The organism is Chitinophagaceae bacterium C216, assembly GCA_028485475.2.
GTDB lineage: Bacteria > Bacteroidota > Bacteroidia > Chitinophagales > Chitinophagaceae > Niabella > Niabella composti.
Genome location: CP144143.1, coordinates 1,919,008 through 1,944,067, shown reverse-complemented (window position 1 = coordinate 1,944,067; position 25,060 = coordinate 1,919,008). Strand labels below are relative to the sequence as shown.

The window sequence follows — 25,060 nt, the reverse complement described above, 5'->3', positions numbered from 1 at the left end:
ACAATTTAATAAACTCGCGTTAACAAACCGATACTTATATTTCAAGAAAACTCTTTAGTGTTTAGCGGTATTAGCAACTTCCTTAGTTAAGTTAAAAATTGTACCTACACAATAATAATTTATATAACTCATTGTCCCATTAACTGCCTCATTTTTCAGATCGCTAGGAGTTTTTGATACTCTTACTACGCACTTTTGTTTTCGCATTATCCCATTTACCTTTGTAAACAACTAAGCATATAAATTAAATATTCAACTTTCATATTAGCCCTAGGACAGATACAAATTTTCCTCTACTAGCATGATGATTGATCTACAAATGTCGTCATCTACTTCTTTTAACATTGCACCTATCAATTAGTGATTAGATAGGGGTTAAACAAAGCAAATGTTTTTATTGATTATATAGAACGATATGTAACTATATTATAGATACTGATGAACCGCATATCGCATATTCCTATCTATTGTTCATCTACAACTCTTCTTATTCCTTAATTACCCCTAATAAGAACATCTAGTCAAGCTTGTAAAATTTTCAGTATACGTATCAACCAAGTAACGATTTATAATACCGTCTTAAAGCCATTATACCCATTGTTATGCCCCCCCCTAAAAAGCCTCCGACTACTATAGCAAGTATTTTCCCAATCTTCTTACTCTCTAAAGGCAATATAGGCCTATCAACAATTTGTATTAATGGGGTTTCTTTCGACAACGTTATTTTACTTAACTCCAAATTTTGTAATAAACTAGATAAAACGCCCTGACTTATTTCAGCATTAACTCTGGAATTTTGCATAGGTACTATTCTTTGTGCCAGCCGAGTAGGATTTTGATTGGGAGTCGCATCTGCAGTACTTGCCGCTCGAACAATTGATCCTGACAGTACACTCCTTACCGAATCTACTTTCGCCTGTAAAATCTGAACATTTTCTAGATTCTTTCGGGATTTTGTTTCTAAATAAAATTGATTAACATTTTGCACAAGCCGCTCATTAAAAGCTTTTGCAAAAAGCTCGTCCGGAGAAGAAACCGTAACATAAATGACATTCAATTTTTTATCTTTCTTCTCAACTTTCAAGTTTCTCGTCTCGATGTTTTTTACTATCCGTCCAATAATGCTGTCATGCAATAATTGTTCTGCATCAGATTGGTACAAGTTATCGGGCCTGAACTGAATGTTTTTAAGTCGAGGATTTTTATCCCAGGACTTCCTTAAATTATTAAACTCAATATATCGATCTATTAATAACTGCTTTTTATTGCCAAATACCCCTTCAGATAAAAGCGCCTTAGTAATCATATTTCTGGACTTGTACAACTCCAATATATTTTCACCCTCAAATAATCCTCCTCCACCACCGCCCAGATCTATTCCAAAAGCGGAAGCAATCCCAGAATAAGAAGCTAGCGCCCCCTTATTCCCTCCTGTCTCTAATACAAAACTAGTCGAAGCAATATATACCGGTTTTTTGAGCAATGCATAAGTAAAGCCCAACCCACCACCAAGCAATCCAAAAAGTATAATAATGTATTTCTTGGATAAAAAGTAGTGTATCCAATCTCTAATATTTAGGATTAAATCTTTTAGTGAGTTGCTCTCGTTTACTGTATACGAAGTATTAATATTCGTATTCTCCTGCATGCTGCGTCTGTTTTATTTAAGAATAGTAATAAGCAGTGCTGCCAAGGATGCCACGGCGGTTCCTAATCCAACCCATCCCTGTGCTGTAAGTCCCTCTTTCTTTGCTTTTTGTGTAACAGAGATCTCCGCACCTGGTGTTACTGAAGGATAGTTATTAAAAAACAGAACCTTAGTTGTTCCCGAAACGGCTCCATTAGCATGAGTAACAAATGATCCACGTTTGAAAGCACTTTTAGTAAACCCTCCTGCACTATTTATATAATATTTAAAAGGTTTACCGGGTTTGTATATTACCGAAATAGGACGAAGCACTTCTCCCGTAACTTTTACTGTTTGCAATAATGTAGGCACTCTAATTATATCTCCATCCTCTACTATCAGATCCAATTTGGAATAAGGATTTTCCAGAATCTTATCCAATTCAATACCTACTAGATCAGAAGCTACATTTGATAAATAAATATTTGCCTTGGCGTCGGCACCATTCACACTATCCTGATCCAATCGCTGCATATTCATCGCTCTTATTCTTTCTTCTTGAGAATCCACATGGGAAGAAGGCCGTTTTAAGGACGCTCCTTTAGCATAGGCAAAAGCGGTAAGCCCCCCGGCTCTTTGAATGATATCAGAAATACGTTCGTTTTTAGACTGTACGGTATAATACCCCGGCCGTAACACTTCTCCCACTACTTGAACTGTCTTCAAAGATGAAAACCCCTCTACTGGTCTTACGGTTACAACATCGTAAGGTTGCAGTACAAAGCCGCTGTCCGAAAGGCTAAGATCGCTATTAACAGTGGTATGAAAAACCTGAGCTATTTTTACCTCTTTCTGACTCAAATCCGCACTTTTTACTCTCCTTGCTACCTCTATATTCAATGGGTTGCCGGCTTGAGTAAAACCTCCCGCCATTTGAATTAGGTCCTCAACAGTCATGTTTTCAGCGAAATCAAAAGTTCCTCCCCTTCTCACCTCTCCGTTAATGCTCACCGTATAACCATCTCTCAAATCAAAAATTGAAGAAATATTGACGATATCACTCCTTTGTAATGCTATGTCAGAATCACCCCCCAACATAACTTTGTCTACCTCAAAAGGTACAATGCTGGTTGTATTATCCGCATTCACGCGTATAATATATCCCCGCTTTCCAAACACATCGGGTGTTAAACCGCTGGCCTGAGCAACCAATTGCGAAACCGTTAAGCCTGACTTAAATTCATACATGCCCGGTCTCATTACGGCCCCTACGATATCTACTTTATTTTCGAAACGATCAAAAATTGGATCTACATATACCTTGTCTCCGTTTTTAGGATAGAAGTTGGGATAATCCAACAACTCTTTAACAACGATTTTTTTCGCCTCATCGGTATTTTGTATAATTTTTACACGAGCCTTATAGGCAAAATCCGAAAAGCCACCAGCGTAACGCAATACGTCAGCTAACGATTCTTCAGGTTTTATTTCATAAATGGCCGAACGCTTCACCTCTCCTAGCACATCCACTCTTATCTGATACACAGGTACATGAATTATGTCTTGGTCCTCAAGCCTTACATTATCTGCAGGCATCCCGTTTACCAAAAAATCATACAAATCCACTACAGCAATAATACGACTGCCTCTTATCACCTGAATATTCCGAAATGTACCTCTGCTATTGGGTCCTCCGGCAGCATATAAAGCATTAAATACGCTAGCCAAAGATGGTAAGGTATAAGTTCCGGGCCTTGAAACTTCTCCCGTCATTATTACTTTAATACTTCTTATGTTACCCAAATTAACAGTAACATTCGTTCTTCCAGCTCTAATTGCAGGATAAGTACTAGCCAAAGTTGACCTAATTTTACTGGTAGCGTCTTCTATGGTCAACCCTGCAACATATATTTTTCCCACATATTCTATCGAAATAAACCCTTCGGGAGAAACACTAGGTTTATAGCTAGCTTCATTATCTCCTGTTATATCTATTAAAAGCTCATCATCAGGGCCAATTATATAATTTTTGGGGGTAGCCATTCTCAGATTTGTCTCAAAGGGTGAAGCCCCCGAACTAAATAAATTGGCACCAAATATTCTAGATTTGGGAACGAGACGCCCTCTAGCTAATCTTGATTTGTCACTATCATCTTCATCATCTTCAACCACCTCCCTTTCCACATCATTGTCTTCTTCACTATTTTGTTGCAATTTTTTTACCCTATCACGCAGTTTTTGAATTTCCATTGCATCCATTCCTCTCGCTCTAGCAGCGGCCTCCAACTGGCTTTCAGTCATTCCCGACTCACCCATTCTCTGAATCATTTGCCGGATTTGCGCATCAGACAAATTATCTACTTTAATAGCGCCTAAATCATCAGGCATTTTTGCGGGGTCTTGTTTTCCCGTAGCTGGAGGGGTGTCCGGCTCCACCTGGGCAGTAATAGTTGTGGTTATAAAGAAAAAAGAAATTATAAAAAGGAAGCTATTTCGCAACATTTTATTAATCATAATAATAAAGGATTATGCAAATTGATCGCAAATTTAATACCTTAATATAGAACTGACGCAACTTATTTATAAAAGTAATAACAAGCTCCTACACAGTTACTGTTTAATTCCAAGGTACACTCGTTTAGAGTAAGTATCTAGGTAACAGATCATGGAGCTTATATTGTTTTTGGGTTGTTTCATTAATAAAAAATCTATCAGCATCCAACTGACAGATTTAGAACGCTATACGCAGGCAAATATTGTGCCACTACTTCCTGATATTTTTCGCTAGGGTACGCTCCTCGTGAATCATATCGTTAACAACCAAACTGGTTTGGTATAGATAAATATCTTCACTAAGCCCCTTAATCCAGTCTTTAAGTCTCTCCTGCTTGTTTTTATCATTTTCGTACTTGTTCAATTCCATAGGCAGCAGTGAAACGTCCAAAGGCGTTTTTAATTTTTGTGCTGCAGTGATTTCATCTGCCTTCTCCTTAATCATTTTTTTGTCCGCTTTATACTGATTAATATTGAGCGGGTAGCTGCGATTGTTTTGCTCAGCCAGCCATAGACTATTTCTCTTGATTATCTGAAATGCACTGTCGGACTGTACTCGTTGATTACTTAAGCGCTTTAACGTATTAATATCTATCTGCGAGTTCCAGGGGGTATAGTTCGATTGGGGAATCTCGTCGTAAGGCAAGGCGTACTCATTATCCTTCTCTCTTATTTTCAAAGGCTCTAGCTGACTGGGTAGCACAATATCCGATTCTACTCCTTTGAGTTGCGTAGAACCACCACTTACCCGATAAAATTTACGCAATGTGAGTTTTACGGCACCTAGGTCGCCGTCGCCATCTCTTTTAAAACCATACTTTCTGTCCAATCCGATATTTTGTTGTACCGTGCCTTTCCCATATGTTGAGGTACTGCCAATAACCACACCTCTTTTGTAATCTTGTATAGCCGCCGCAAATATTTCCGATGCAGAAGCACTAAACTCACTTACCATCACCGCGAGAGGACCCGTATATAAAACGGAAGGATCATCATCGGTCAATACTTGAGGGGAAGATATGCGATCTTTTACTTGTACAATGGGACCTTTAGGAATGAACAGTCCTACCATCTGTACCACATCGTACAACGAGCCTCCTCCATTTCTACGAAGATCCATAATGATACCGTCTACCTTTTCATCTTTTAAACGCTGCACTTCCCGGGCAACATCGGTATAACTTCTTCTTCCGTTAGGATCCTGAAAAGGTGTATAGAATTCCGGTAAATAGATCACTCCTATTTTAGTACCTTTTACACTATCGGTAATAATAGCACTACGTGCATAAGTGTCAATATCATTTTCAATCTTAGCACGAACCAACGATACTTCTTTTTCCACTCCATCTGGTTTTCTTACGGTGATCCTAACTACTGTGCCTTCCTTACCCCGTATCAGTTTTACGGCATCCTGCACATCATAACCTATCATATCTACCGGCTCCCCGTCCACACCCTGAGCTACTTTTATAATAATATCTCCGGGATCCAGCTCGCCGGATTTTGCTGCAGGACTGCCTGCATTCAGATTCACGATCTTAATCAGCCCGTCGCTATACTGCAGTTGGGCTCCAATACCGTAAAAAGTACCGCTCAATTCTTCATCAAAATAACTCTTATCCGCCGGCGGGAAAAACTCCGTATGCGGATCCATAGTAGTAGTAATATTGTCAACAAACAAGTTGAACTTATCTTCTTCTGTAAACTTCGCCTTGTACCGTTCGAACATTCGATTGATGGTTACGCCAGTTTTTTCACGGGCCTCCTTCTCCAACTCAGCCTCGCTTTTTCCAGACTTGCTTTTATCTTCTTGCAACCCCACAAAGCGTTCTAGTGCGTAAAACTTAATCAACCTACGCCATCTGTCTTTACGCTCGGCCTGGGTAACCGCATATTTGAGACGCTTACCATCAAGATCAATAGACTCGTTTACTGTAAAGTCGAATGGAGCTTCCAGTATTTCCTTTTTCCATGCCGCTGCTTCGGCTACACGTTGGTCAAAAACCTTAGAAATACCTAAAAAACTCTCCACCGGAGCACCGTTTAACTCATCATCTATACGCCTGCCGTATAAATGTTCCAGTGAGTCCACATCTTTTTGCAGAAAAATGTCTTTACGGGGGTCTAAATCTTCCAGATATTTATGAAATACTTTCAGCGAAAAATCGTCGTCAATTTTTTTGGGTTCGTAATGTGCTTGCGACAATAACCTTGCTACAAGTTGTAGGATAAGCTCATATTTACCTATTTCCTTTTCCCGATTACCGGCTATTATCTTATTCTTAAATGCAAAAAACGAAATGGTCAATACTACCAACAGTATCAGGAACGGTAATCTCTTCATATTGAATATGTATTTAATAATTTTACGCACGAACCAAAATTAATATTAATTGATCATCTCCAACCTTATTTATGAAAAGATTTAGAAAAAGGATTTAAGAAAATGTGATACAAACATATAGGCTCTTCTCTCCTACAACTTAACCCTTAGAATGCACCCCCCGAAATAAAAAAATCTCAAAAAAAATCTTAGCGGTTTGTTTTCTTTTTTATTCATTTTTACCTACTTTTGCACTCCCTTAAACGGTGGCTGTAGCTCAGCTGGTTAGAGCATCAGATTGTGGTTCTGAGGGTCGCCGGTTCGAACCCGGTTAGCCACCCAAACTAAAACCCTGAATCTTCCGTTCAGGGTTTTTTTATAACTATTTTTATGAACGCTTCTTTCTATCTGCTACCTGTTCTTTCTGCAATCTTAGGCTGGCTTATTAATAGATCGTTCAGTCGGTATCTACTCTATCGTTATCTCCCTACCAGACAGGAACAAATTATTGACAGTATTGGCAATAAGGCCGCTCAACTAATTTCTACAGAAAAAATAGAATCCTACTTGGCTGACCCTACACTTATCGGGAAAGCAATGCCTATGATAGAAAAGCATATTGATGAGTTTTTAAGTGTGAAACTTCCCCAACAGATACCTATGCTGTCGATGTTTGTAGGCAATAAAACCACCGACAAAATCAAGGAAGTATTCGTAGACCAGCTGCAACAGCTTTTCCCGAAAGTAATGACAGAAATTGTAACACATGCACAGGACAAATTTGACATCAAAACTTTTGTGATCAACGAATTAAGCAGCAACGATGCCATTACTCAAACGAAAAATGCACTCGCAAGTCCACTTCAAAAACTGCAATATATCGGTTTGCTTTCAGGTTTATTAATAGGTATAGTGAACGTATTGCTATTATTATTGTTAATGTAGCAATTATAACAACATATTAAACATTTTTCAGGACAAGGAATCGAGGTTTTTCACGTCTAACCCCACAAAAAAAAATAGAATGCGTATATTTTTATCTCTTGCATTGGCTTTGTTAGTATCGTTTGGAACTATTGCACAAACGCCCGGAGGACAAATGCCTACAGGAAGTATTTATGGAAAAGTAATTGATTCTGCTACCGGCAAACCCATTGATGCCGCCACTATTCAAGTATTTCAAACTCGGAGGGACACAGCAACCCAAACGCCCCAAGATGTTTTGATTACTGGTGGTTTAGCCGATTCTAAGGGAGACTTTAGAGTTGAGGGTATTCCTGCAATGGGACAATACAAACTAGTGATATCCGGTATCGGCTATAAAGCCTACTCAAAACCCTTCTTCTTTATTGATAGAAAGGCAATGGCCAATGGCGCAAGAGATATGAGCGCATTGTTGAACAACTTGGATAAAGATTTGGGAAATATTAAATTATCGATTGATGCAGAAGTACTTCAAGGTGTTGTGGTTACCGGAAGCAAACCCTCTGTACAACTGGGCATCGACAGAAAAATATACAATGTTGAAAATAACCTTACCTCTGCTGGAGGTAATGCTACCGATGTATTAAAAAATGTACCGTCGGTAAATGTGGATATTGATGGAAATGTAACCATTCGTAATGCTTCCCCACAAATATTCATTGATGGACGTCCGACTACTCTAACACTCGATCTTATTCCGGCCGATCAGATAGCCAGCGTAGAAGTTATCACCAACCCTTCTGCAAAATACGATGCATCAGGCGGTACAGCAGGTATTCTGAATATCGTATTAAAGAAATCAAAAACCGTTGGTTATAATGGTTCCGTGAGGGCAGGTATTGATGAACGTGGGAAATATAATTTGGGAGGAAACGTCAATGTACGTCAAGGCAAATTCAACGTATTTGCCAATGTGGGTTACAACCAACGTAAAAGTATTTCCGACGGAAATACCGACCGTTCTACCTTTTTGAATGATACAACCATCAATTTGTATCAAACCGATAGAAGCGTTGGTAACGGTCGCTTTATATTCGGAAGAGCCGGCTTTGATTACTTCTTGGACAATCGTAACACACTTACTGTTGCGGGTATGGCCGCCAATGGGAAGTTTAACAATGGTACAAACAGTAATATACTCATTGATACCCTTGCCGCTGGCAATACCTTGCAATCCAAAATTGCCAGAACATCCGATGGCAACTTTCGCTTCAATATGCGTGGTGCTACTGTAGGCTTTTTGCACAACTTCCCCCAGAACGGTCATCAGCTAACAATCGATGGGCAGTATAATAAAAGTAACAATGAGAGCCGCAATCGCATAACCAACAATAACTATGCATCCCTAAGCGGACCGGTGACCAGCACCAGTGTGCAACAACAAAACGGGAAAGGGAACAACGAGCGTATCAATATACAATCAGATTATACCAATCCTATATCAGATATCTCTAAAATCGAGGCTGGCGTGCGATTTAATCAAACCCGCACCTTCAGTGAAAATATTTACAATCTGGTAGGTCCTGGCGACGTATTAATTCCGCAGCCTTTACTCTCTTCAAAATTTGATTACCGAGATCGTATCTACGCTGCTTACGGAACTTTTTCCAGTAAAATCGGAGAGCGTTTCGGTTACCAAATTGGATTGCGTATTGAAAGCTCCGATTACAAGGGAACTGTGTATAACAGCGTACGCGGCAGTGGTGGTAGTATTGTGGATACAGTTTCGCATTTCAGCATCTCCTACCCCATTAGCTTATTCCCAAGCATCTTTCTGTCGCAAGAATTGGGCAACGGGCAGCAATTACAGTTGAACTACAGTCGCCGAATTAACCGGCCGGGCTTCTTCCAACTATTCCCCTTTGTCGACTATTCAGACTCACTGAATCTTAGCAAAGGAAATCCGAACCTGAAACCCGAGTTTACCAACTCGCTGGAATTGTCTTACGCCAAAACCTTCGACAGAGCAAATAACCTGATTTTATCAGTTTATTATAAAACCACAAATGATCTGATTACCCGATACCAGGCCCGCGAGATCAATCCAGTAACCGATCAGATGGTACTGGTAAATACTTACATTAATGCCAATTCGAGCTTTGTGGGAGGCTTTGAAGCCGTAGCTAAAAACGCTATTACCAAGTGGTGGGATCTTACTACCAACCTGAACATCTATACCTCCAAAATAAAAATAGACGACCCTTCTATTCCTACAGCTGATCAGATTTATAGCTGGTTCGGAAAAATCAATAATACCATTAAACTACCCGCAAACTTTACACTACAAGTTTCTGCCGATTACAACTCGAAAACCGTGCTGGCTCCCGGAGGTAGTGGTGCTTCATCGGGTGGCGGTGGCGGCCGCGGTGGATTTGGAGGTAATGTAAGCGGTAACGCACAGGGATATAGTATGCCTACTTATGGTGTGGATATTGCGCTGAAATATGAATTCCTGAAAAACAAGGCAGCATCCATTACTCTAAGCGGAAATGACATCTTTAAAACCCGTGTAAACGACGTATACACTTCAGCTTCTTTCTTCAATCAGCATCAGGTACGCAGACGTGATCAGCAATTTTTCAGTATTAATTTCGCATACAGATTTGGTAAATTTGACGCATCATTGTTGAAACGTAAAAACCTGAAAGCCGAGCAAGAAAGTATGCAGGGAGGTATGCAGGGAATGCCTAACTAGCGGCGACGGGGAAATGGGCGTGCGACATATTGATTTTCTGAAAACTGCTTTAATTTCAGGGTTGATGAATAACCCTGAAATTGATATTTATTAGCCAATAAAGTTTCACAAAGCGAACAATTATGCTACTATGATGTTTAAACATTATTAAACGAAAGAAACGGTTGAAAAGCCGGGCATTTTGTTCATGAAGTGAAAAAGAGTGTTGAATAAGCATTTACATATCGTATGTCTTGACGTCCCCTGCCCATCAGATTATGGATGTGCCATTGATATGATGAGCAGGATTAGGGCATTTAGAAAAAAGGGCATCAAAATACATCTGCATTATTTTGAAGACAGCAATAAGTGTCGCACTCGAGAGCTAAACGAACTGTGCGAGACATTTGAGGTGTACGAACGAAAAGCTCCTTCTGAATGCCTTTCCATCAACACACCTTTTTGTGTAAGCTCTCGTTGTAACGAGACGCTGATTAATAATATTAATAAAAACAACTACCCCGTGTTGCTGGAAGGCTTGCATACTACCGGCATCATCAACGCTATCAGTAAAAACAATAGAAAAATATGCATTCGTATGCATAACGTGGGCCCCATTTATTATAAAGAGTTGGCCCGTCAGACATCCAATCCTGCCAAAAAAACATATTTCCTCGCCGAAAGCTTACTATCGCAAAAGTACTTACCTACCCTACCACGGCATCACATGATTGCCTGTGTAAGTGAGGGAGACAAAAAATATTTTGAATCACTAGAATTTCAGAATGTGCATTATGTACCGGCGTTCCCGGCCTGGCAAACAGTAGATAGTAAAACCGGCGTGGGGAATCTTTGCTTATTTCATGGCAATCTATCCGTGCCAGAAAATGAAAAAGCAGCATTATGGCTGTTGTGTAATGTATTTAATAAAATAAGAATCCCCTTTGTGATAGCGGGGAAAAATCCTTCTAAAAGCATTCAGAAGGCTGCCGATCTATGTCAGCATACTTGCTTGGTAAGTAATCCTTGCGATAAGGAAATGGATGACCTGATTGAAAAAGCCCATATCAACATCCTACCCTGTTTTAGTAAAAATATCACTGGAGCCTCACTAAAATTATTGCACGCATTGTATAAAGGGCGTCATTGTGTTACCACTCCGGCCATGGTAGAAGGTACTGGACTTGAAGCAGCCTGCCATATTGGTACCAGTGCCAATGCTATTGCTGCGATTATTTCACAGCTATATTACCGGCCTTTTGAAGAAGAAGAAATCGAGTTGCGTGAAAAACTGTTGTACGATACGTACAATAATGATGTCAACGTAGAAAAGTTTATAAGTTATCTATGGTAGCATTGTCAATTACCTTTCCCCCCTCAGTTTTGATAAGACGGGCTGGATATTTTTGCACCACCGTGTAATCATGTGTAGCCATTACTATGGCAGCATTTGTTTTCTGAGCGATGGATAGCAATAATGTCATGATTTCATCCGTAGTGATGGGATCTAGGTTTCCGGTAGGCTCATCTGCCAGAATAAGTTTAGGACTGTTCAATAAAGCTCTTGCAATATCTACACGCTGTTGCTCGCCACCACTCATTTCAAAAGGCATCTTAAGCGCTTTATGTTTTAAACCTACCTGCTCCAGAACTTCATTAATTTTTTCATCCATGGCCTTTTTATCCTTCCACCCTGTGGCCTTCAACACAAAGCGTAGATTTTCGGCAACATTTCTGTCGGTAAGTAATCTGAAATCTTGGAAAACAATGCCCAGCTTACGGCGCAGATAAGGAACTTCGCGCCAATGCATATTGCGCAGCTGATGCCCTACTACTACGGCGTCGCCTTCGGTAAGGGGCAAATCAGCATATAATGTTTTTAAAAGACTGGATTTACCACTACCCGTTCTTCCTACCAGATACACAAACTCTCCTTTATTCACTGTAAGGTTTACGTCCTTCAGCACTTGATTCTCTCCCTGATATATGTTTGCGTTTTTAATTTCTATAATCGGCATGGTAGTAGTGTTGTAAAGCTGCAAAATAAGTGAAAAAAACAGCAATCCCAGTTATTTGGTATACATCTCGCCCTCATACAACTAAAACACAACGTTCTGTTGGTACAAGAGGCTACTATGGGTTTGTTGAAATCCTGAGTAACCTAAGAATTAATAGGGATATTTTTTAGCGACTCATATACCACTTTGGATAGGAACGGGCTGGCATCGCCTCCGTTTTTAATAATATCTCTCACTATAGTGGATGCTACCGATGTATATTTGGGCTCTCCGGTAAGGAATATCGTTTCGATCTCTTTGTCTAGCGCGCGGTTGGCATCAGCAATCGTTTTTTCATATTCAAAATCGCTCACATACCGGATGCCCCGTAGTATAAACTTGGCACCTATTTTTTTGCAAAAGTTCACTGTCAAGCCTTCATACACGGCCCCTTCAACTTTGTCTGAGTTTCCATAAATATCCTTAATCCACTGCAAACGTTGTGAGGTTGAAAACATCGGCTTTTTGGATGCATTGTAACCTATTCCGATAACAATTTTATCAAACAGCGGCAGCGCACGATTGATGATATCTTCGTGTCCTAGCGTAATCGGATCAAACGTTCCGGGGAATAGGCATATTCTTTCAGCCATGTATATTACTTTTGAGTGTACAGATGAGGTTTAACAGGTACTAATTATTTCTATTCGAGAGCAAATATAACACAGCCATTCTTACCGCCACACCGTTTTCAACTTGTTGCAGTATAATAGAATGGCCACTGTCCGCCACGTCACTATCCAGCTCCACCCCTCTGTTAATCGGACCAGGGTGCATAATCACCACTTCTTTTTTCAGCCGGTCCAACAATTTTCTGCTAATTCCGTAGCTGAGGTTATACTCGCGTAGTGAAGAAAAGAGCACCTGGTTCTGGCGTTCCAACTGAATGCGCAGTACATTAGCCACATCGCACCAGTTAAGAGCTTCTTCCACATTATAGCTCACGTTTACATTGAACGCTTCACGAATATACTTAGGGATAAGTGTGGGTGGGCCACATACAGTAACTTCTGCACCCATTTTTTTGAGCAAATAAATATTGCTCATGGCTACCCGGCTGTGCATGATATCGCCGATAATAGCCACCTTTACGCCTGCTAATTTCCCCAGCTTTTCTCTGATGGAGAAAGCATCCAATAACCCTTGAGTAGGATGCTCATTGACACCATCGCCTGCATTAATAATTGCTGCGGGCACATGTTGAGCCAAAAAATGCGGCGCTCCGCTGGCACTATGGCGCATTACTACCATATCCACTTTCATGGATAAGATATTGTTCACTGTATCCAGTAAAGTTTCCCCTTTGGCTACCGATGAGCCGGATGCTGTAAAGTTGATGGTATCGGCGGAGAGTCGTTTTTCAGCCAGTTCAAAGGAAATACGTGTACGCGTAGAATTCTCGTAAAACAGATTTACGATGGTCACATCGCGTAAGGACGGAACCTTCTTTACCGGACGCTGCAAAACCTCCTTAAATTGTGTAGCCGTATCTAAAAATAGGGAAATATCCTCTTTCGTAAGGTCTTTAATACCTAGCAGATGTTGCGTGGAAAGCTTCATTAAAAATCAAAGATAGGATATGTATTTTACATAAAAAAGCGTCGGTAATAAATACCGACGCCTCTATTATATCTTACAATTATTGTTTGTTTTGAGACTTGGAAATATCTTCTGTTAGGAAGATATCCTCATTATCCCGTTTCATAAGATATTTTTCGCGGGCCAGCTTCTCAATCACAACCGGATCGTTTTCCAGATCGGTTTTGATTTTCTTAAGCTCCGCTAATTCCTGAGTGTAATACTCCTTGCTTTGGATGAGACCGTTTAGCTCCCTTTTTCTTTCTATGGTTGTAAATATATCGTTCTTGTCCAGAAAAAGCATGATGGCAAGAAAGCCTACCGTAGCAAGAAAGAACTTATTGGTAAGAAAGCGGGATACTTTACCCAATGCCTTCTTTTTTGCAGGAGCCTGTTGCTGTATTTCAGGCTCTTTTTCGGCGATAAAATCTACAAATTCTTGCATAGAAATTCTTTTTCAGGGACAGTCTCTGCGACTTTATTTACCAAATTTAATCTTTCCTTTTGGATAGATAGCGCTATCGCCCAGCTGTTCTTCAATTCTGAGCAGCTGGTTGTATTTGGCAATACGGTCGGTGCGGCTTGCAGAACCGGTTTTAATCTGTCCGCAGTTCAATGCTACAGCCAGGTCTGCAATAGTTGTATCTTCAGTTTCACCGCTTCTGTGGCTCATAATCGTGTTATAGCCATTATGCTGCGCAAGTGTTACTGCATTAATAGTTTCGGTAATGGTACCAATTTGGTTTACCTTCACCAGCAGGGCATTGGCAATGTCTTTATCGATACCTTTCTGTAAACGCTCTACATTGGTTACAAATAGGTCATCTCCTACTAGCTGGCACTTGCTTCCAATTGCCTCAGTAAGCATTTTCCATCCCTTCCAGTCATCTTCGGCCATACCGTCTTCAATACTTACAATTGGATAATTCTTCACCCAGTTTTCCCAGTATTTTACCAGCTCTTCGCTGCTCATCTCCTTACCGGAGCTTTTGTGAAATACATATTTTTTCTTTTTATTATTCCACAATTCGCTGTTGGCAGCATCCATAGCAATGGCAATTTGGGTGCCGGGTTTGTAACCTGCAGCTACTATGGCTTCCAGTACAGTTTCGATAGCTTCTTCATTGCTCTGAATATTGGGAGCGAACCCGCCTTCGTCACCTACGTTAGTGCTGTAACCTCTTTTTTTCAGCACTGACTTCAAAGCATGGAAAATTTCTACACCCCAGCGCAAGCCTTCGCTAAAAGTAGGCGCGCCAATAGGCATAATCATAAATTCCTGAAAATCGATTTTATTATCAGCATGTGCCCCTCCATTGAGGATGTTCATCATGGGAACGGGCAGTGTTTTTGCGTTAGTACCGCCGATATAACGGTATAAAGGCAATCCTGCTTCTTCAGCTGCGGCTTTGGCCACGGCCATACTCACCGCTAAAAGTGCGTTAGCACCTAATTTGCCCTTATTAGAAGTGCCGTCCAAGTCAATCATCAGTTTATCGATACCTGTTTGGTCGGCTACATCATAGCCCAACAATGCCGGGGCAATGACATTATTTACATTTTTAACAGCCTTCAAGGTTCCTTTACCAAGGTACTTTTTCTTATCGCCGTCGCGTAATTCTACTGCTTCATGCACGCCGGTACTGGCTCCACTGGGAACCGCCGCTCTTCCTACGGCACCTTCATCAGTTATAACATCCACTTCAACGGTAGGATTACCACGGCTATCTAATATCTGTCTTGCAAAAACTTCTGAAATGTAACTCATGAAATTCTGTTTAAAATGTATTAATTCAAATTTGAGGCGCAATTTAAATAATCATTAGCGTATCTAATACACTATTCGCCAAAAAAAGAAAATAACAGATGTGGAAAAACCCACTACGAATATATCCTCATTCTATTTTATAAACTCTTCATACAGAATATTTATCGCTTTTTTGAGCAAGGTTGTGGTATCGCCATCCGATGTAAACACACATCCGTTAGTAATTACCACAAAGCCAAACTGCTTCTTAGGATCGAAAAACATTGTGCTGTACAACCCATAAGCAGAACCGGTATGTCCCGTCAACTCCAAACCCGGGATCAAATTTTTATTTTTGGTCAATGCCAGCCCATATCCATTATCAGGGGCCACCGGCGTTTGCATCAGCCTTGCATACTTCTTAGGAATAATACGCACCTTACCTGATTTGCCGTAATTCATATGCATAATCATGTAACGGGCCAAATCGCCGGCCGAAATCTTCATTCCGCCTGTTGGCGAAAATATGGGAGTACTATATCCCATCTTATAATTACGGATTTCCTCCCGCCTAGGTGCATAAGCGCCTTCTGATGGAGTAAATGTTTGCTTGCCTCTATCGTATTCGTATAAAGTAACAAACAAATCACTATTTAAACTATCCACACAATACCCCCCATACAGCTTTAATGGCTCCAAGATATGACGCCTGATATACTCATCGAACCGCTCGCCCGAAACACGCTCAATAATAGTACCGACTATGTTAAAATTGAGATTACAGTATTGATATTTTGTCCCCGGCTTATAGTCATTATAGCATTTTTCCCAATTGGCAGATACTGCCGGATTTATAGAATCCAACGTAAAATACCCCCTACTGTCGTTGAGGCTGGAACGATGCGACAATAGCATTCTAAGCGTAATAGGCACATCAGGATATTTAGGATTACGCACCTTAAAACCTATAAGATCGCTCACATCATCATCCAAAGAAAGCTTTTTCTTTGCCAGCAATTGCATAATAGCTGTAGCTGAAAAAGATTTAGAAATAGAAGCTATTCGAAATATATCCTTTGGAGAAAGAAGCGTTTGACTTTCCAGATGCTTATATCCGAACGATTTTTCATAAATGATTTTACCGTTTTTTACTACTACAGCTGCCAATCCTACAGCCTTATGCTGCTCCATTAAAGATTGCAGCTTGGGCTCTACTTGCTGTGCCCGACCGGAAGATAAAAAGCATAAAAAAAGTAGAATAGATAATGTATAGGCGAATAATCTGCGGAGCATTTTTTAGCTGTAAATTAACTCGAAATCTTCAAAGAAAAAAGCAAGGCTTGCGGCCTTGCTTTTTATATATTAGATATTCTCATAAAGATAAATGGGATCGATACTATCAAAATCAGGCTTGATAGAAATGATTTCCTTTAGCAATCCATCTCCAAGACCATATACCCACCCATGAATGTATGGGGCTTTTCGTTCTTTCCATGCCTTTTGAATGATAGATGTTTTACAAAGCTTTTCTGCTTGCTCTTTAACATTCAACTCTACCAACCTGTCGGCACGGGCATTAATATCCGCAATGGCATCCAACTCCGTCCGATTATTGCGATATACATCTTTAATCACACGCAGCCACATATTCAGGACTTGATTATAGTCATCATTACTCATGGCGGCTTTTACCCCTCCGCAACCATAATGTCCGCAAACAATAACATGTTTTACTTTTAAGTGCTCTACTGCGTATTCCAGCACACTAAGCAGGTTTACATCGGTATGAATAACCAGATTGGCGATATTGCGGTGCACAAATATTTCCCCCGGTTGGGTACCCGTTACTTCATTAGCAGGAACTCTACTATCGCTACAACCAATCCATAAGAATTGAGGTTTTTGCTGCTTAGCCAGCTTCTTAAAATAACCAGGATTTTCTTTTAATTTCTGTGCAGCCCACTCTTTATTTAATCTTAATAATTCCTGATAAGATTTCATGTTTTATCGTTTTTTTAATGAAACGAGACACGTAGCATTGTTCCGTAACAGCATCACTTATTCTCCTCCAGACTCTATGCTGCTCGCTTCAAGGTTTACAAATATGAATGTTTTTATGCTTGTTATAAAAATTAATTATAACGTTTATAGTTTCCCGACTGAATAACAGCTTCAATAACTTCCTCATAATTTCTACGCAAATGACCATCTTCATTGTTATTTGCAAGAATTTTATAAGAGAAGCCGTGATCAACAAATGCACTGGTATGTAATTCCACTTTAATATTCTTTAAATGCGCATGAAGGATGAAATCTTCTATCGTTTCCACCACATCACGATCAATATAATCTGCACGACGAGCATCAATAATAACGATAGCATTTTCGGGAACCTCTTCCAGTTTATGCTTAATAATAGCCTTATTCAAGAAAGATACATCCTTACGCAGTCTAAAGAGGTAACGTTTGTCGTCGTTTACCACAAATACCGCTTTTCTAAAATTAGACCGAAACGCAAAGAACAATCCCACTATAATGCCTATTATTACTCCTTTTAGCAAATCCGTCACCAAAATGGCCACAATGGTAATCACAAAAGGGAGGAATACATCCATTCCTTTTTTATAGAATGCCTTGAATAAAGATGGTTTTGCTAGCTTATATCCCGTATAAATAAGGATGGCGGCTAGGGCAGCTTTAGGAATCAAGTTCAGTATAGTGGGAATAAATGCTACGGATAAAAGCAGAAAGATGCCATGGTAAATGGTAGACATCTTGGTCTTAGCTCCAGCCAGTACATTGGCAGAAGAGCGCACAATCACACTTGTTACTGGAATACCTCCAAGCAATCCCGACACTACATTACCAATGCCCTGCGCTTTCAGTTCCCGATTGGTAGGTGTTACACGCTGATAAGGATCCAGATCATCTACTGCTTCTATACTCAATAAGCTCTCCAAACTTGCCACTAAGGCAATTGTTACAGCAAGGACCCATACATCTTTATGGGTAATAAAGCTCCAATCCGGTGTGGTAAAGAAAGACCAGAATTCACTGGAGCTTGAAGCCACAGGAATACGCACCAAATGATCGTCACTTAAAGGTGTAACTATCTGCAATGTGCCAAACAACGCATTGAGCCCTACCCCTATGAAAACAATGATTAACGGAGTAGGAAATAACTTGATGAAGCCTTTTTTATCAGCTACCCAGCCTTCCCACAGAAAATAAAAAGCAAGACATATGCCGCCTATAATAACGGCTGCAGCATTGATATTCCCGAAAGCTTTGAAGAAATTGACAAAGATATTTCCCTTATCGGGATTAGGGGTATTCTCATCAATCTCTAAAGAAGCAGAATCGCCCAACAGATGCGGAAACTGATTTAGGATAAGAATAAGTCCTATCGCAGCCAGCATGCCCTTAATCACGCTGTTGGGAACATAATCACCTATAATACCGGCTTTAAAAAAGCCCAACAAAATCTGTATCATCCCGGACAGCACCACCACTACCAGAAATGCTTCAAAAGATGCCAAGGAAGTAATAGCCGAGGCTACGATAGCTGTAAGCCCTGCTGCAGGCCCACTCACACTTAAATGCGATTTACTGAAAATACCAACCACTACACCTCCACATACCCCTGCAATAATACCACTAAACAAAGGTGCATTTGAAGCCAAAGCAACGCCTAAACATAAAGGCAATGCCACAAGGAACACCACTATAGATGCAGGTAAATCGCTCGATAAAGCACTGAAATAATCTTTGGTTTTAGTTTGTTTTGTCATAAAATAACTTTATCAAATGAGCCTTTAATAATTTTCTACACATATCTCCAATGAGCTATTCTGCACGACGACGCATGCTTACAATAGCCACTTACATATGAGCTAAGGTGAAAAATGGTACAGGCTTTAAACAGATAACCCTTCCGAACCACAATAGGCCGGACCATACACTTCTATACAATCCTTAAGGATAAAGACTATTATGACAAAAAATTGGGTGGGGGACAATGCAACTCGCCATGATATGCCATATAAATAGCTTCATGAGTATGTTCGTAAGAGCCGTTTATCAATGAAATGAGAGTTGGTGAATGATGGTGATGATCATGTACATACTCCTCACTTAAGTTTAAATTGCTGGGAGTTTTTTCTTCTGTGGTGTTAGAATAAGGACCGTCATTTACTTCACTATGGGTTAAGCTTTGCTTTAACTCTTTTATGGTGTTATAGGCAACTGGTAACCCGATAGTGAGCAACATTAATAAACCTGACAGAAATAATGCCGATATGTACTGATATATCTTTTTCAAAGAGTAGCAAATATAAACGAAAATCCCCTTTTCTTAAAAGGGGATTTTAAATCATTACAATTTCTTAACTATTCGAAATTCAAATCTTCCGAATCGGTGGGTAGCCGATCATACTCGCCTTTCAAAGCATACCATCCAAAAATCATCAATCCTACTGATATCGGCACAAATATGAAAATAATAATTACCCATACAATGGGATTATTGATATCCTTAGTGCCTGCAGGATCGATATTTTCAATAGCTCCTGCAATAAGAAAATATATTACAACTGGCCCCAACAATAGCCAAAGCACTCCCAGTATTCTTTTTATAGCATTCATGGCAATGAAATTTAATTTTAAGTAATAGTGATTTAATCATTCACGTTTTCATCAATCCCATTGTTGAGATAGAAAGCTCCTATAATGAAGCAAAGTGCAGCTACACCTATCGGATACCAAAGTCCCACCAGCGGATCTGCTGTAAAGTTCGTTTGTAACAATACACCGATAAAAGGCACCAAACCGCCAAACACACCGTTACCTATATGATAGGGCAACGACATTGAAGTATAGCGAATCCGCACGGGGAATAGTTCAACTAAGAAGGCTGCAATGGGACCATATACCATGGTCACATAAAAAATCAACAAAAACACTAATCCCACATATTTCCAGTATAAATTATCCGGAAGCACCTTTTCCTTATACATGGTTTGGCCGGTAGCAACTGCACCGGTAGCTACATTTACGACATCGGTACGTTCTTTTACATAACCTCCCCCTGAGGCTAGTTTTATTTCCTGTCGATATGTTATGGTTTCATCACCGTTAGCCTGTGCACTCTTTACTACAGTTTCCGGAGCTTCATGAGCAATAGTTTGCTCCCACTTTGTAACATCAGCATTCTTTAAAAAATAACCGAAAATAGGACGATAGGTAAGTATCGCAATAACCATTCCTGCCAACATGATCCATTTACGACCTATCTTATCGCTGAGCCATCCCCAGAAAATAAAGAACGGGGTAGCAAATAAAATGGCCCACAACATAATCGTACGACTTTGCTCAAAATTGAGCAGCACTTTTGTTTCCAAAAAACTCTGTGCATAGAACTGACCGGTATACCAAATCACTCCCTGCCCCATTACAGCCCCGAACAGTGCCAATAACACCATTTTGAAATTAGCCTTATGGCTGAAACTTTCTTTAAGTGGATTCGTGGCGGTTTTACCTTCGGATTTCAGTTTGGAGAATAAGGGCGACTCCTGCATCTTCATCCGTATATAAATGGACACTCCAACCAGCAAAATGGAGAACCAGAAAGGATAGCGCCATCCTCCCCACTCTGCATTAAATGCTGCATCATCCATACTATATTTCACCAGCATGATCACCCCTAACGCCAGAAACAATCCTAACGTAGCCGTGGTCTGTATCCAGCTGGTAAAAAATCCACGCCTGCCTAAGGGGGCATGTTCTGCTACATAGGTAGCCGCGCCACCGTATTCGCCCCCTAACGCCAATCCTTGTATTAAACGTAATAATAGCACCAGCAAAGGAGCTGCAATACCAATGGTTTTATATCCGGGCACGAGTCCTATGAGAAACGTGGAACCGCCCATCAAAACAAGTGTTAATAAAAACGTAGACTTTCTTCCTAAAATATCGCCTAGCCGGCCAAACACCAATGCGCCGAAAGGTCGTACAATGAAACCGGCAGCAAAAATGGCCAGCGTACTTAGCAGCGCTGCAGTAGCATTTCCTTCGGGAAAAAACTCGGTGGAGATAGTTTTAGCCAGCATTCCAAAAATGTAGAAATCGTACCATTCGATCATGGTTCCCAGCGAAGAAGCCGCTATAACCTTGGTAATTACGCGCGTTTCGTTAGTCGTTTTTTTCATATACAATCGTTATTCGTTTTAATGATATACCAACCGGTAATCCTATCTTATCGGGTTCTATACCCCTTTTTCCTATAGCAATAAATCCGACCTATTGCGAAACAATAAGGCCGTCCTTCATGTATAAAACGCGGTCACTAAGCCTGGCAAGCTCTTCATTATGCGTTACAATCAGGAATGTTTGGCGGAATCTGTCGCGCAGATCAAACACCAGATCATGAAGTTCTTTGGCATTGGTAGTATCCAGATTTCCGGTAGGTTCGTCTGCCAATACCACAGCGGGCTTGTTAATCAGGGCTCTTGCAACAGCTACCCGCTGTTGTTCGCCTCCACTCAATTCGGCTGGCTTATTTTGCAGCCTGTGCGATACGCCCAAAATTTCGAGTAGTTCCAGGGCTTCCTGTTGCACTTCTTTTTTCTTTCGGCCTGCAATCCAGCCCGGGATACACACATTCTCTAGTGCCGTAAATTCAGGCAGCAGATGATGAAACTGAAACACAAAGCCTATATTCCGGTTACGAAAAGCCGCCAATTTTTGAGGAGATAAAGCCCGAACATCCACCCCATTCATGGTCACTGTGCCGCTATCGGCCTTATCCAATGTACCCAAGATGTGCAATAAGGTACTTTTTCCGCTTCCTGAAGGCCCCACGATGGATACCACCTCACCACGCTCAATATCAATGCTTACGCCCCTTAAAACCTGTATATTTCCATATGCCTTATGAATATCCTTTCCGTGTATCATTAGAAGCGGTTCAATAAATTTGCGAACAGGATTTCAAATGTAAAATTTACTGCTCAAATTCTGATAAAATATTTAAAATCTCTTTAAAAGCAGTTTGGTATATCAATGAAGACGATTACTTTTGCAAAAAATTTTCGCACTTCCGTGCAACCGTTGGTTACAAATTAGCGTTAAAGATAGAAAATTGAATTAATTATGTTTTGGACACTAGAATTAGCTTCTTATCTGGAAGATGCACCCTGGCCAGCTACCAAGGACGAGCTGATCGATTATGCCATCCGCAGCGGAGCTCCGTTGGAAGTTGTGGAAAATTTGCAGGAGCTTGAGGATGAAGGCGAAGTCTACGAGACCATCGAAGACATTTGGCCTGATTATCCTACGCAAGAAGATTTTCTCTTTAACGAAGACGAATACTAAGACTAAATCTAGTTTTAATAAAAAGAGTATTGTTTAAGCCGCTTAGTAAGTGGCTTTTTCTGTTTAATCAATCATTTCAGCCAATTCTTCAATAAATTTCTGGGCATAGTATCGCGGATGGCTCCAATTATGCCCTAATCGCACAATTATCAATTTTTTTTGGGGATTTACGTACAGGAACTGCCCAAGCATACCCTGAGCGAAAATCCCCTTTAAATTTTTATTTGCATTATAATATACCTTTCCGTTTCGAATCGTTTCTGTATAATACCAGTCCGGATTGGTTTGGATGAATTCTAAAGCTTCTTCTGCTGCCTGAAATCGTTTTATAGTTCGACTACTCCACCAGTGGTTTTTATATCCTTGATAAATACGCATGGTATCTGCGTTTAAAATCGTCTGCACCCATTGAGGTGATAATAATTGAGCACCTTCCCAATTCCCATTTCTCAAATACAATCTACCGATTTTAGCATAGTCTTTAAGGGTGGCGTTCAAACAACAGAAAGCTCGTACCGTTCCCTTAGCATCGATATGCCAGGTAGCATCGCTCTCCATACCCAACGGCAACCATAATTTTTCATATAAATAATCTTGTAATTTTTGCCCTGTGGCCGCTTCGATTACCGATGCTAAAATCTGGGTATTGACACTTTTGTAAATAAACTTACCGGGCAATGTATCCAAGATTGGCTTTTGCAGTCGATTGGAGACGTTACGAGTAAATCCCAACCGAATAACGTCGCTAAATGGGCTGTCGTAGGTCTCACTACTCTTCACACCTGTGCGCATATCCAGTACGTGTTGCACGGTAACATATTGCCAGCGGGAATCGCTCTTTAATATCCAAGGTAAATATTCCGTTACCGGATCGGCAAACGACTTAATCTTACCCTCCTGATGCGCTATTTGTGCTAACGTACTTACAAAAGATTTGACAACAGAGAAGGATGGCAAAATAGCGGCACTATCAATCGGCGCAAAATACTTCTCATAAAGTATACTATCGTCCTGTATGACTAGAAAAGCATAAGTACTACTATTTTGAAGATTGGAATCGAGATAGGATGTTAATGTACTATGATCACGCTGAGCATATTCGAAATGAAAAGGCCGGGTGCTTTTTTTGATGGTAGTAACCCTGAATTTATCCAGGTCTTTATATTCAAACTTACGGAAGCGGTATGCCCTGACAGCATAGCAAGAAGAAAAAAGAATAGTTATAAAAAGAAAATAAACAATCCTTTTCATAAAAAGTTGAATGCATTCTTATAACTCAAAAATTTTCTTCATGAGCACCCATTTCTCACCGGGATTTGCAAAGGGTAATGCCTGCTGATATTTCCACATCAGCGCTTCCCATTCCTGTACTTTAGAATTTGCAGCATCCATGGCTTGTTTCTTTTCGAATGAAAAAGTTTCATCTACCTCCATAATCATAAACAAACGATTGGCTACTCTGTAGATTTCCATGTTACGAATACCTGCATCCTGAATACTTTTTTTAATTTCAGGCCATACGTTTTGATGATGTCGATCGTACTCCTCAATCAACGTAGCATCATTTTTTAAATCAACAGTAAGACAATATCGCATTTGCTCATTAGTTTTCAAATAACCCCTCCTGCTCGTAGCCCTTATCTATAGCCAGATTGTTACCATCGGCTGCAGTGGTTGCCAACTCATCGCAACGATTATTGTACGGATTATCGGCATGTCCTTTTACCCACTCGAAACGAATTTTAAACTTTTGGGCTAAAGCATGATACTGCATCCATAGGTCTTTGTTCTTTTTACCGCCTTTAAAATTGGTTTTTATCCAATTTTCTAACCATCCTTTGGAGATAGCATTAACCACGTATTGACTATCTGAATAAATCACTACAGGGATATCATATCGATTCAGTGCTTTAAGTCCTTCAATTACTGCCATAAGCTCCATGCGGTTGTTGGTAGTCTTTCTAAAGCCTGCGGATAATTCCTTTTTATGATTCTTATACATCAGCACTACGCCATATCCGCCCGGGCCAGGGTTACCACGGGCTGCACCATCAGTATATATAACAATTTCATCTTTCACCATAGCAAATATAGGCGAGCTGCAAAATAATGCTTCGAATTATTAATACAGATCTGTTAAAAATTA

The 25,060-nt window shown here is 40.3% G+C and carries 22 protein-coding genes and 1 tRNA gene; 5 read left to right on the top strand and 18 right to left on the bottom strand.

The window, feature by feature from the left end:
• Positions 1-550: 550 nt before the first annotated feature.
• The 3 genes from PIECOFPK_RS08220 to PIECOFPK_RS08210 form a co-directional block, all read right to left on the bottom strand.
• Positions 551-1,648: a lipopolysaccharide biosynthesis protein gene (locus PIECOFPK_RS08220; RefSeq protein WP_409965566.1), complete on the bottom strand. Its 1,098-nt coding sequence runs from the start codon at positions 1,646-1,648 to the stop codon at positions 551-553.
• Between the two features lie 12 nt (positions 1,649-1,660).
• Positions 1,661-4,141 carry an SLBB domain-containing protein gene (locus tag PIECOFPK_RS08215; RefSeq protein WP_409965565.1) on the bottom strand — a complete coding sequence of 827 codons (2,481 nt, stop codon included), beginning with the start codon at positions 4,139-4,141 and terminating at the stop codon, positions 1,661-1,663.
• 250 nt (positions 4,142-4,391) lie between these two features.
• Positions 4,392-6,524, bottom strand: a complete 2,133-nt coding sequence (locus PIECOFPK_RS08210) for a carboxy terminal-processing peptidase (RefSeq protein ID WP_409965564.1) — start codon at positions 6,522-6,524, stop codon at positions 4,392-4,394.
• A 245-nt stretch (positions 6,525-6,769) separates the two neighbouring features.
• Here PIECOFPK_RS08210 and PIECOFPK_RS08205 point away from each other — a divergent pair.
• The 4 genes from PIECOFPK_RS08205 (at position 6,770) to PIECOFPK_RS08190 (ending at position 11,515) form a co-directional block, all read left to right on the top strand.
• Positions 6,770-6,843: transfer RNA gene (locus PIECOFPK_RS08205), tRNA-His, on the top strand.
• Between the two features lie 50 nt (positions 6,844-6,893).
• Positions 6,894-7,448 (top strand): hypothetical protein, encoded by a 555-nt coding sequence (locus PIECOFPK_RS08200; protein WP_409965563.1) that lies wholly within the window; start codon positions 6,894-6,896, stop codon positions 7,446-7,448.
• A 79-nt stretch (positions 7,449-7,527) separates the two neighbouring features.
• Positions 7,528-10,182: a TonB-dependent receptor domain-containing protein gene (locus tag PIECOFPK_RS08195; RefSeq protein ID WP_409965562.1), complete on the top strand. Its 2,655-nt coding sequence runs from the start codon at positions 7,528-7,530 to the stop codon at positions 10,180-10,182.
• A gap of 205 nt (positions 10,183-10,387) precedes the next feature.
• A complete protein-coding gene (locus PIECOFPK_RS08190) occupies positions 10,388-11,515 on the top strand; it encodes a glycosyltransferase family 4 protein (RefSeq protein WP_409965561.1) in 1,128 nt (375 codons plus the stop codon).
• Here the strand turns inward: PIECOFPK_RS08190 and PIECOFPK_RS08185 are convergent.
• The 12 genes from PIECOFPK_RS08185 to PIECOFPK_RS08130 form a co-directional block, all read right to left on the bottom strand.
• Entirely contained in the window at positions 11,496-12,179 is a 684-nt protein-coding gene (locus PIECOFPK_RS08185; protein WP_330974177.1) for a cell division ATP-binding protein FtsE, read from the bottom strand. The genes PIECOFPK_RS08190 and PIECOFPK_RS08185 overlap by 20 nt on opposite strands.
• Positions 12,180-12,322: 143 nt before the next feature.
• The gene (gene coaD, locus PIECOFPK_RS08180) at positions 12,323-12,811 is read right to left on the bottom strand and encodes a pantetheine-phosphate adenylyltransferase (protein ID WP_330974178.1); all 489 of its coding nucleotides are present in this window, start codon (positions 12,809-12,811) and stop codon (positions 12,323-12,325) included.
• Between the two features lie 40 nt (positions 12,812-12,851).
• Positions 12,852-13,778, bottom strand: a complete 927-nt coding sequence (locus tag PIECOFPK_RS08175) for an aspartate carbamoyltransferase catalytic subunit (RefSeq protein ID WP_409965560.1) — start codon at positions 13,776-13,778, stop codon at positions 12,852-12,854.
• Positions 13,779-13,857: 79 nt separating this feature from the next.
• Positions 13,858-14,241: an FtsB family cell division protein gene (locus PIECOFPK_RS08170; protein ID WP_330974180.1), complete on the bottom strand. Its 384-nt coding sequence runs from the start codon at positions 14,239-14,241 to the stop codon at positions 13,858-13,860.
• Between the two features lie 33 nt (positions 14,242-14,274).
• Positions 14,275-15,564, bottom strand: coding sequence for a phosphopyruvate hydratase (gene eno, locus PIECOFPK_RS08165; protein ID WP_330974181.1), 1,290 nt, complete (start codon positions 15,562-15,564; stop codon positions 14,275-14,277).
• Positions 15,565-15,696: 132 nt separating this feature from the next.
• A complete protein-coding gene (locus tag PIECOFPK_RS08160) occupies positions 15,697-16,836 on the bottom strand; it encodes a serine hydrolase domain-containing protein (protein ID WP_330974182.1) in 1,140 nt (379 codons plus the stop codon).
• A 69-nt stretch (positions 16,837-16,905) separates the two neighbouring features.
• The gene (locus tag PIECOFPK_RS08155; RefSeq protein ID WP_409965559.1) at positions 16,906-17,544 is read right to left on the bottom strand and encodes a carbonic anhydrase; all 639 of its coding nucleotides are present in this window, start codon (positions 17,542-17,544) and stop codon (positions 16,906-16,908) included.
• A gap of 131 nt (positions 17,545-17,675) precedes the next feature.
• Positions 17,676-19,334 carry a SulP family inorganic anion transporter gene (locus tag PIECOFPK_RS08150; RefSeq protein WP_409965558.1) on the bottom strand — a complete coding sequence of 553 codons (1,659 nt, stop codon included), beginning with the start codon at positions 19,332-19,334 and terminating at the stop codon, positions 17,676-17,678.
• A gap of 200 nt (positions 19,335-19,534) precedes the next feature.
• The gene (locus tag PIECOFPK_RS08145) at positions 19,535-19,864 is read right to left on the bottom strand and encodes a hypothetical protein (RefSeq protein WP_330974185.1); all 330 of its coding nucleotides are present in this window, start codon (positions 19,862-19,864) and stop codon (positions 19,535-19,537) included.
• A gap of 68 nt (positions 19,865-19,932) precedes the next feature.
• Entirely contained in the window at positions 19,933-20,187 is a 255-nt protein-coding gene (locus tag PIECOFPK_RS08140) for a DUF6814 family protein (protein ID WP_330974186.1), read from the bottom strand.
• A 32-nt stretch (positions 20,188-20,219) separates the two neighbouring features.
• Positions 20,220-21,749 (bottom strand): MFS transporter, encoded by a 1,530-nt coding sequence (locus PIECOFPK_RS08135; RefSeq protein ID WP_409965557.1) that lies wholly within the window; start codon positions 21,747-21,749, stop codon positions 20,220-20,222.
• A gap of 91 nt (positions 21,750-21,840) precedes the next feature.
• A complete protein-coding gene (locus PIECOFPK_RS08130) occupies positions 21,841-22,497 on the bottom strand; it encodes an ABC transporter ATP-binding protein (RefSeq protein WP_409965556.1) in 657 nt (218 codons plus the stop codon).
• 195 nt (positions 22,498-22,692) lie between these two features.
• On the opposite strand from PIECOFPK_RS08130, the gene PIECOFPK_RS08125 reads away from it, so the two are divergent.
• The gene (locus PIECOFPK_RS08125; RefSeq protein WP_330974189.1) at positions 22,693-22,914 is read left to right on the top strand and encodes a DUF2795 domain-containing protein; all 222 of its coding nucleotides are present in this window, start codon (positions 22,693-22,695) and stop codon (positions 22,912-22,914) included.
• Positions 22,915-22,977: 63 nt separating this feature from the next.
• On the opposite strand, the gene PIECOFPK_RS08120 is transcribed toward PIECOFPK_RS08125, so the two are convergent.
• Genes PIECOFPK_RS08120 through rnhA form a run of 3 tightly spaced genes read right to left on the bottom strand, consistent with a single transcriptional unit; the run spans position 22,978 to position 24,997 of the window.
• A complete protein-coding gene (locus PIECOFPK_RS08120; protein ID WP_409965555.1) occupies positions 22,978-24,165 on the bottom strand; it encodes a serine hydrolase domain-containing protein in 1,188 nt (395 codons plus the stop codon).
• A gap of 18 nt (positions 24,166-24,183) precedes the next feature.
• Complete coding sequence (locus PIECOFPK_RS08115; RefSeq protein ID WP_409965554.1) at positions 24,184-24,510, bottom strand: L-rhamnose mutarotase; 327 nt, start codon at positions 24,508-24,510, stop codon at positions 24,184-24,186.
• Between the two features lie 7 nt (positions 24,511-24,517).
• Positions 24,518-24,997, bottom strand: a complete 480-nt coding sequence (gene rnhA, locus PIECOFPK_RS08110; RefSeq protein ID WP_330974192.1) for a ribonuclease HI — start codon at positions 24,995-24,997, stop codon at positions 24,518-24,520.
• Positions 24,998-25,060 lie beyond the last annotated feature (63 nt).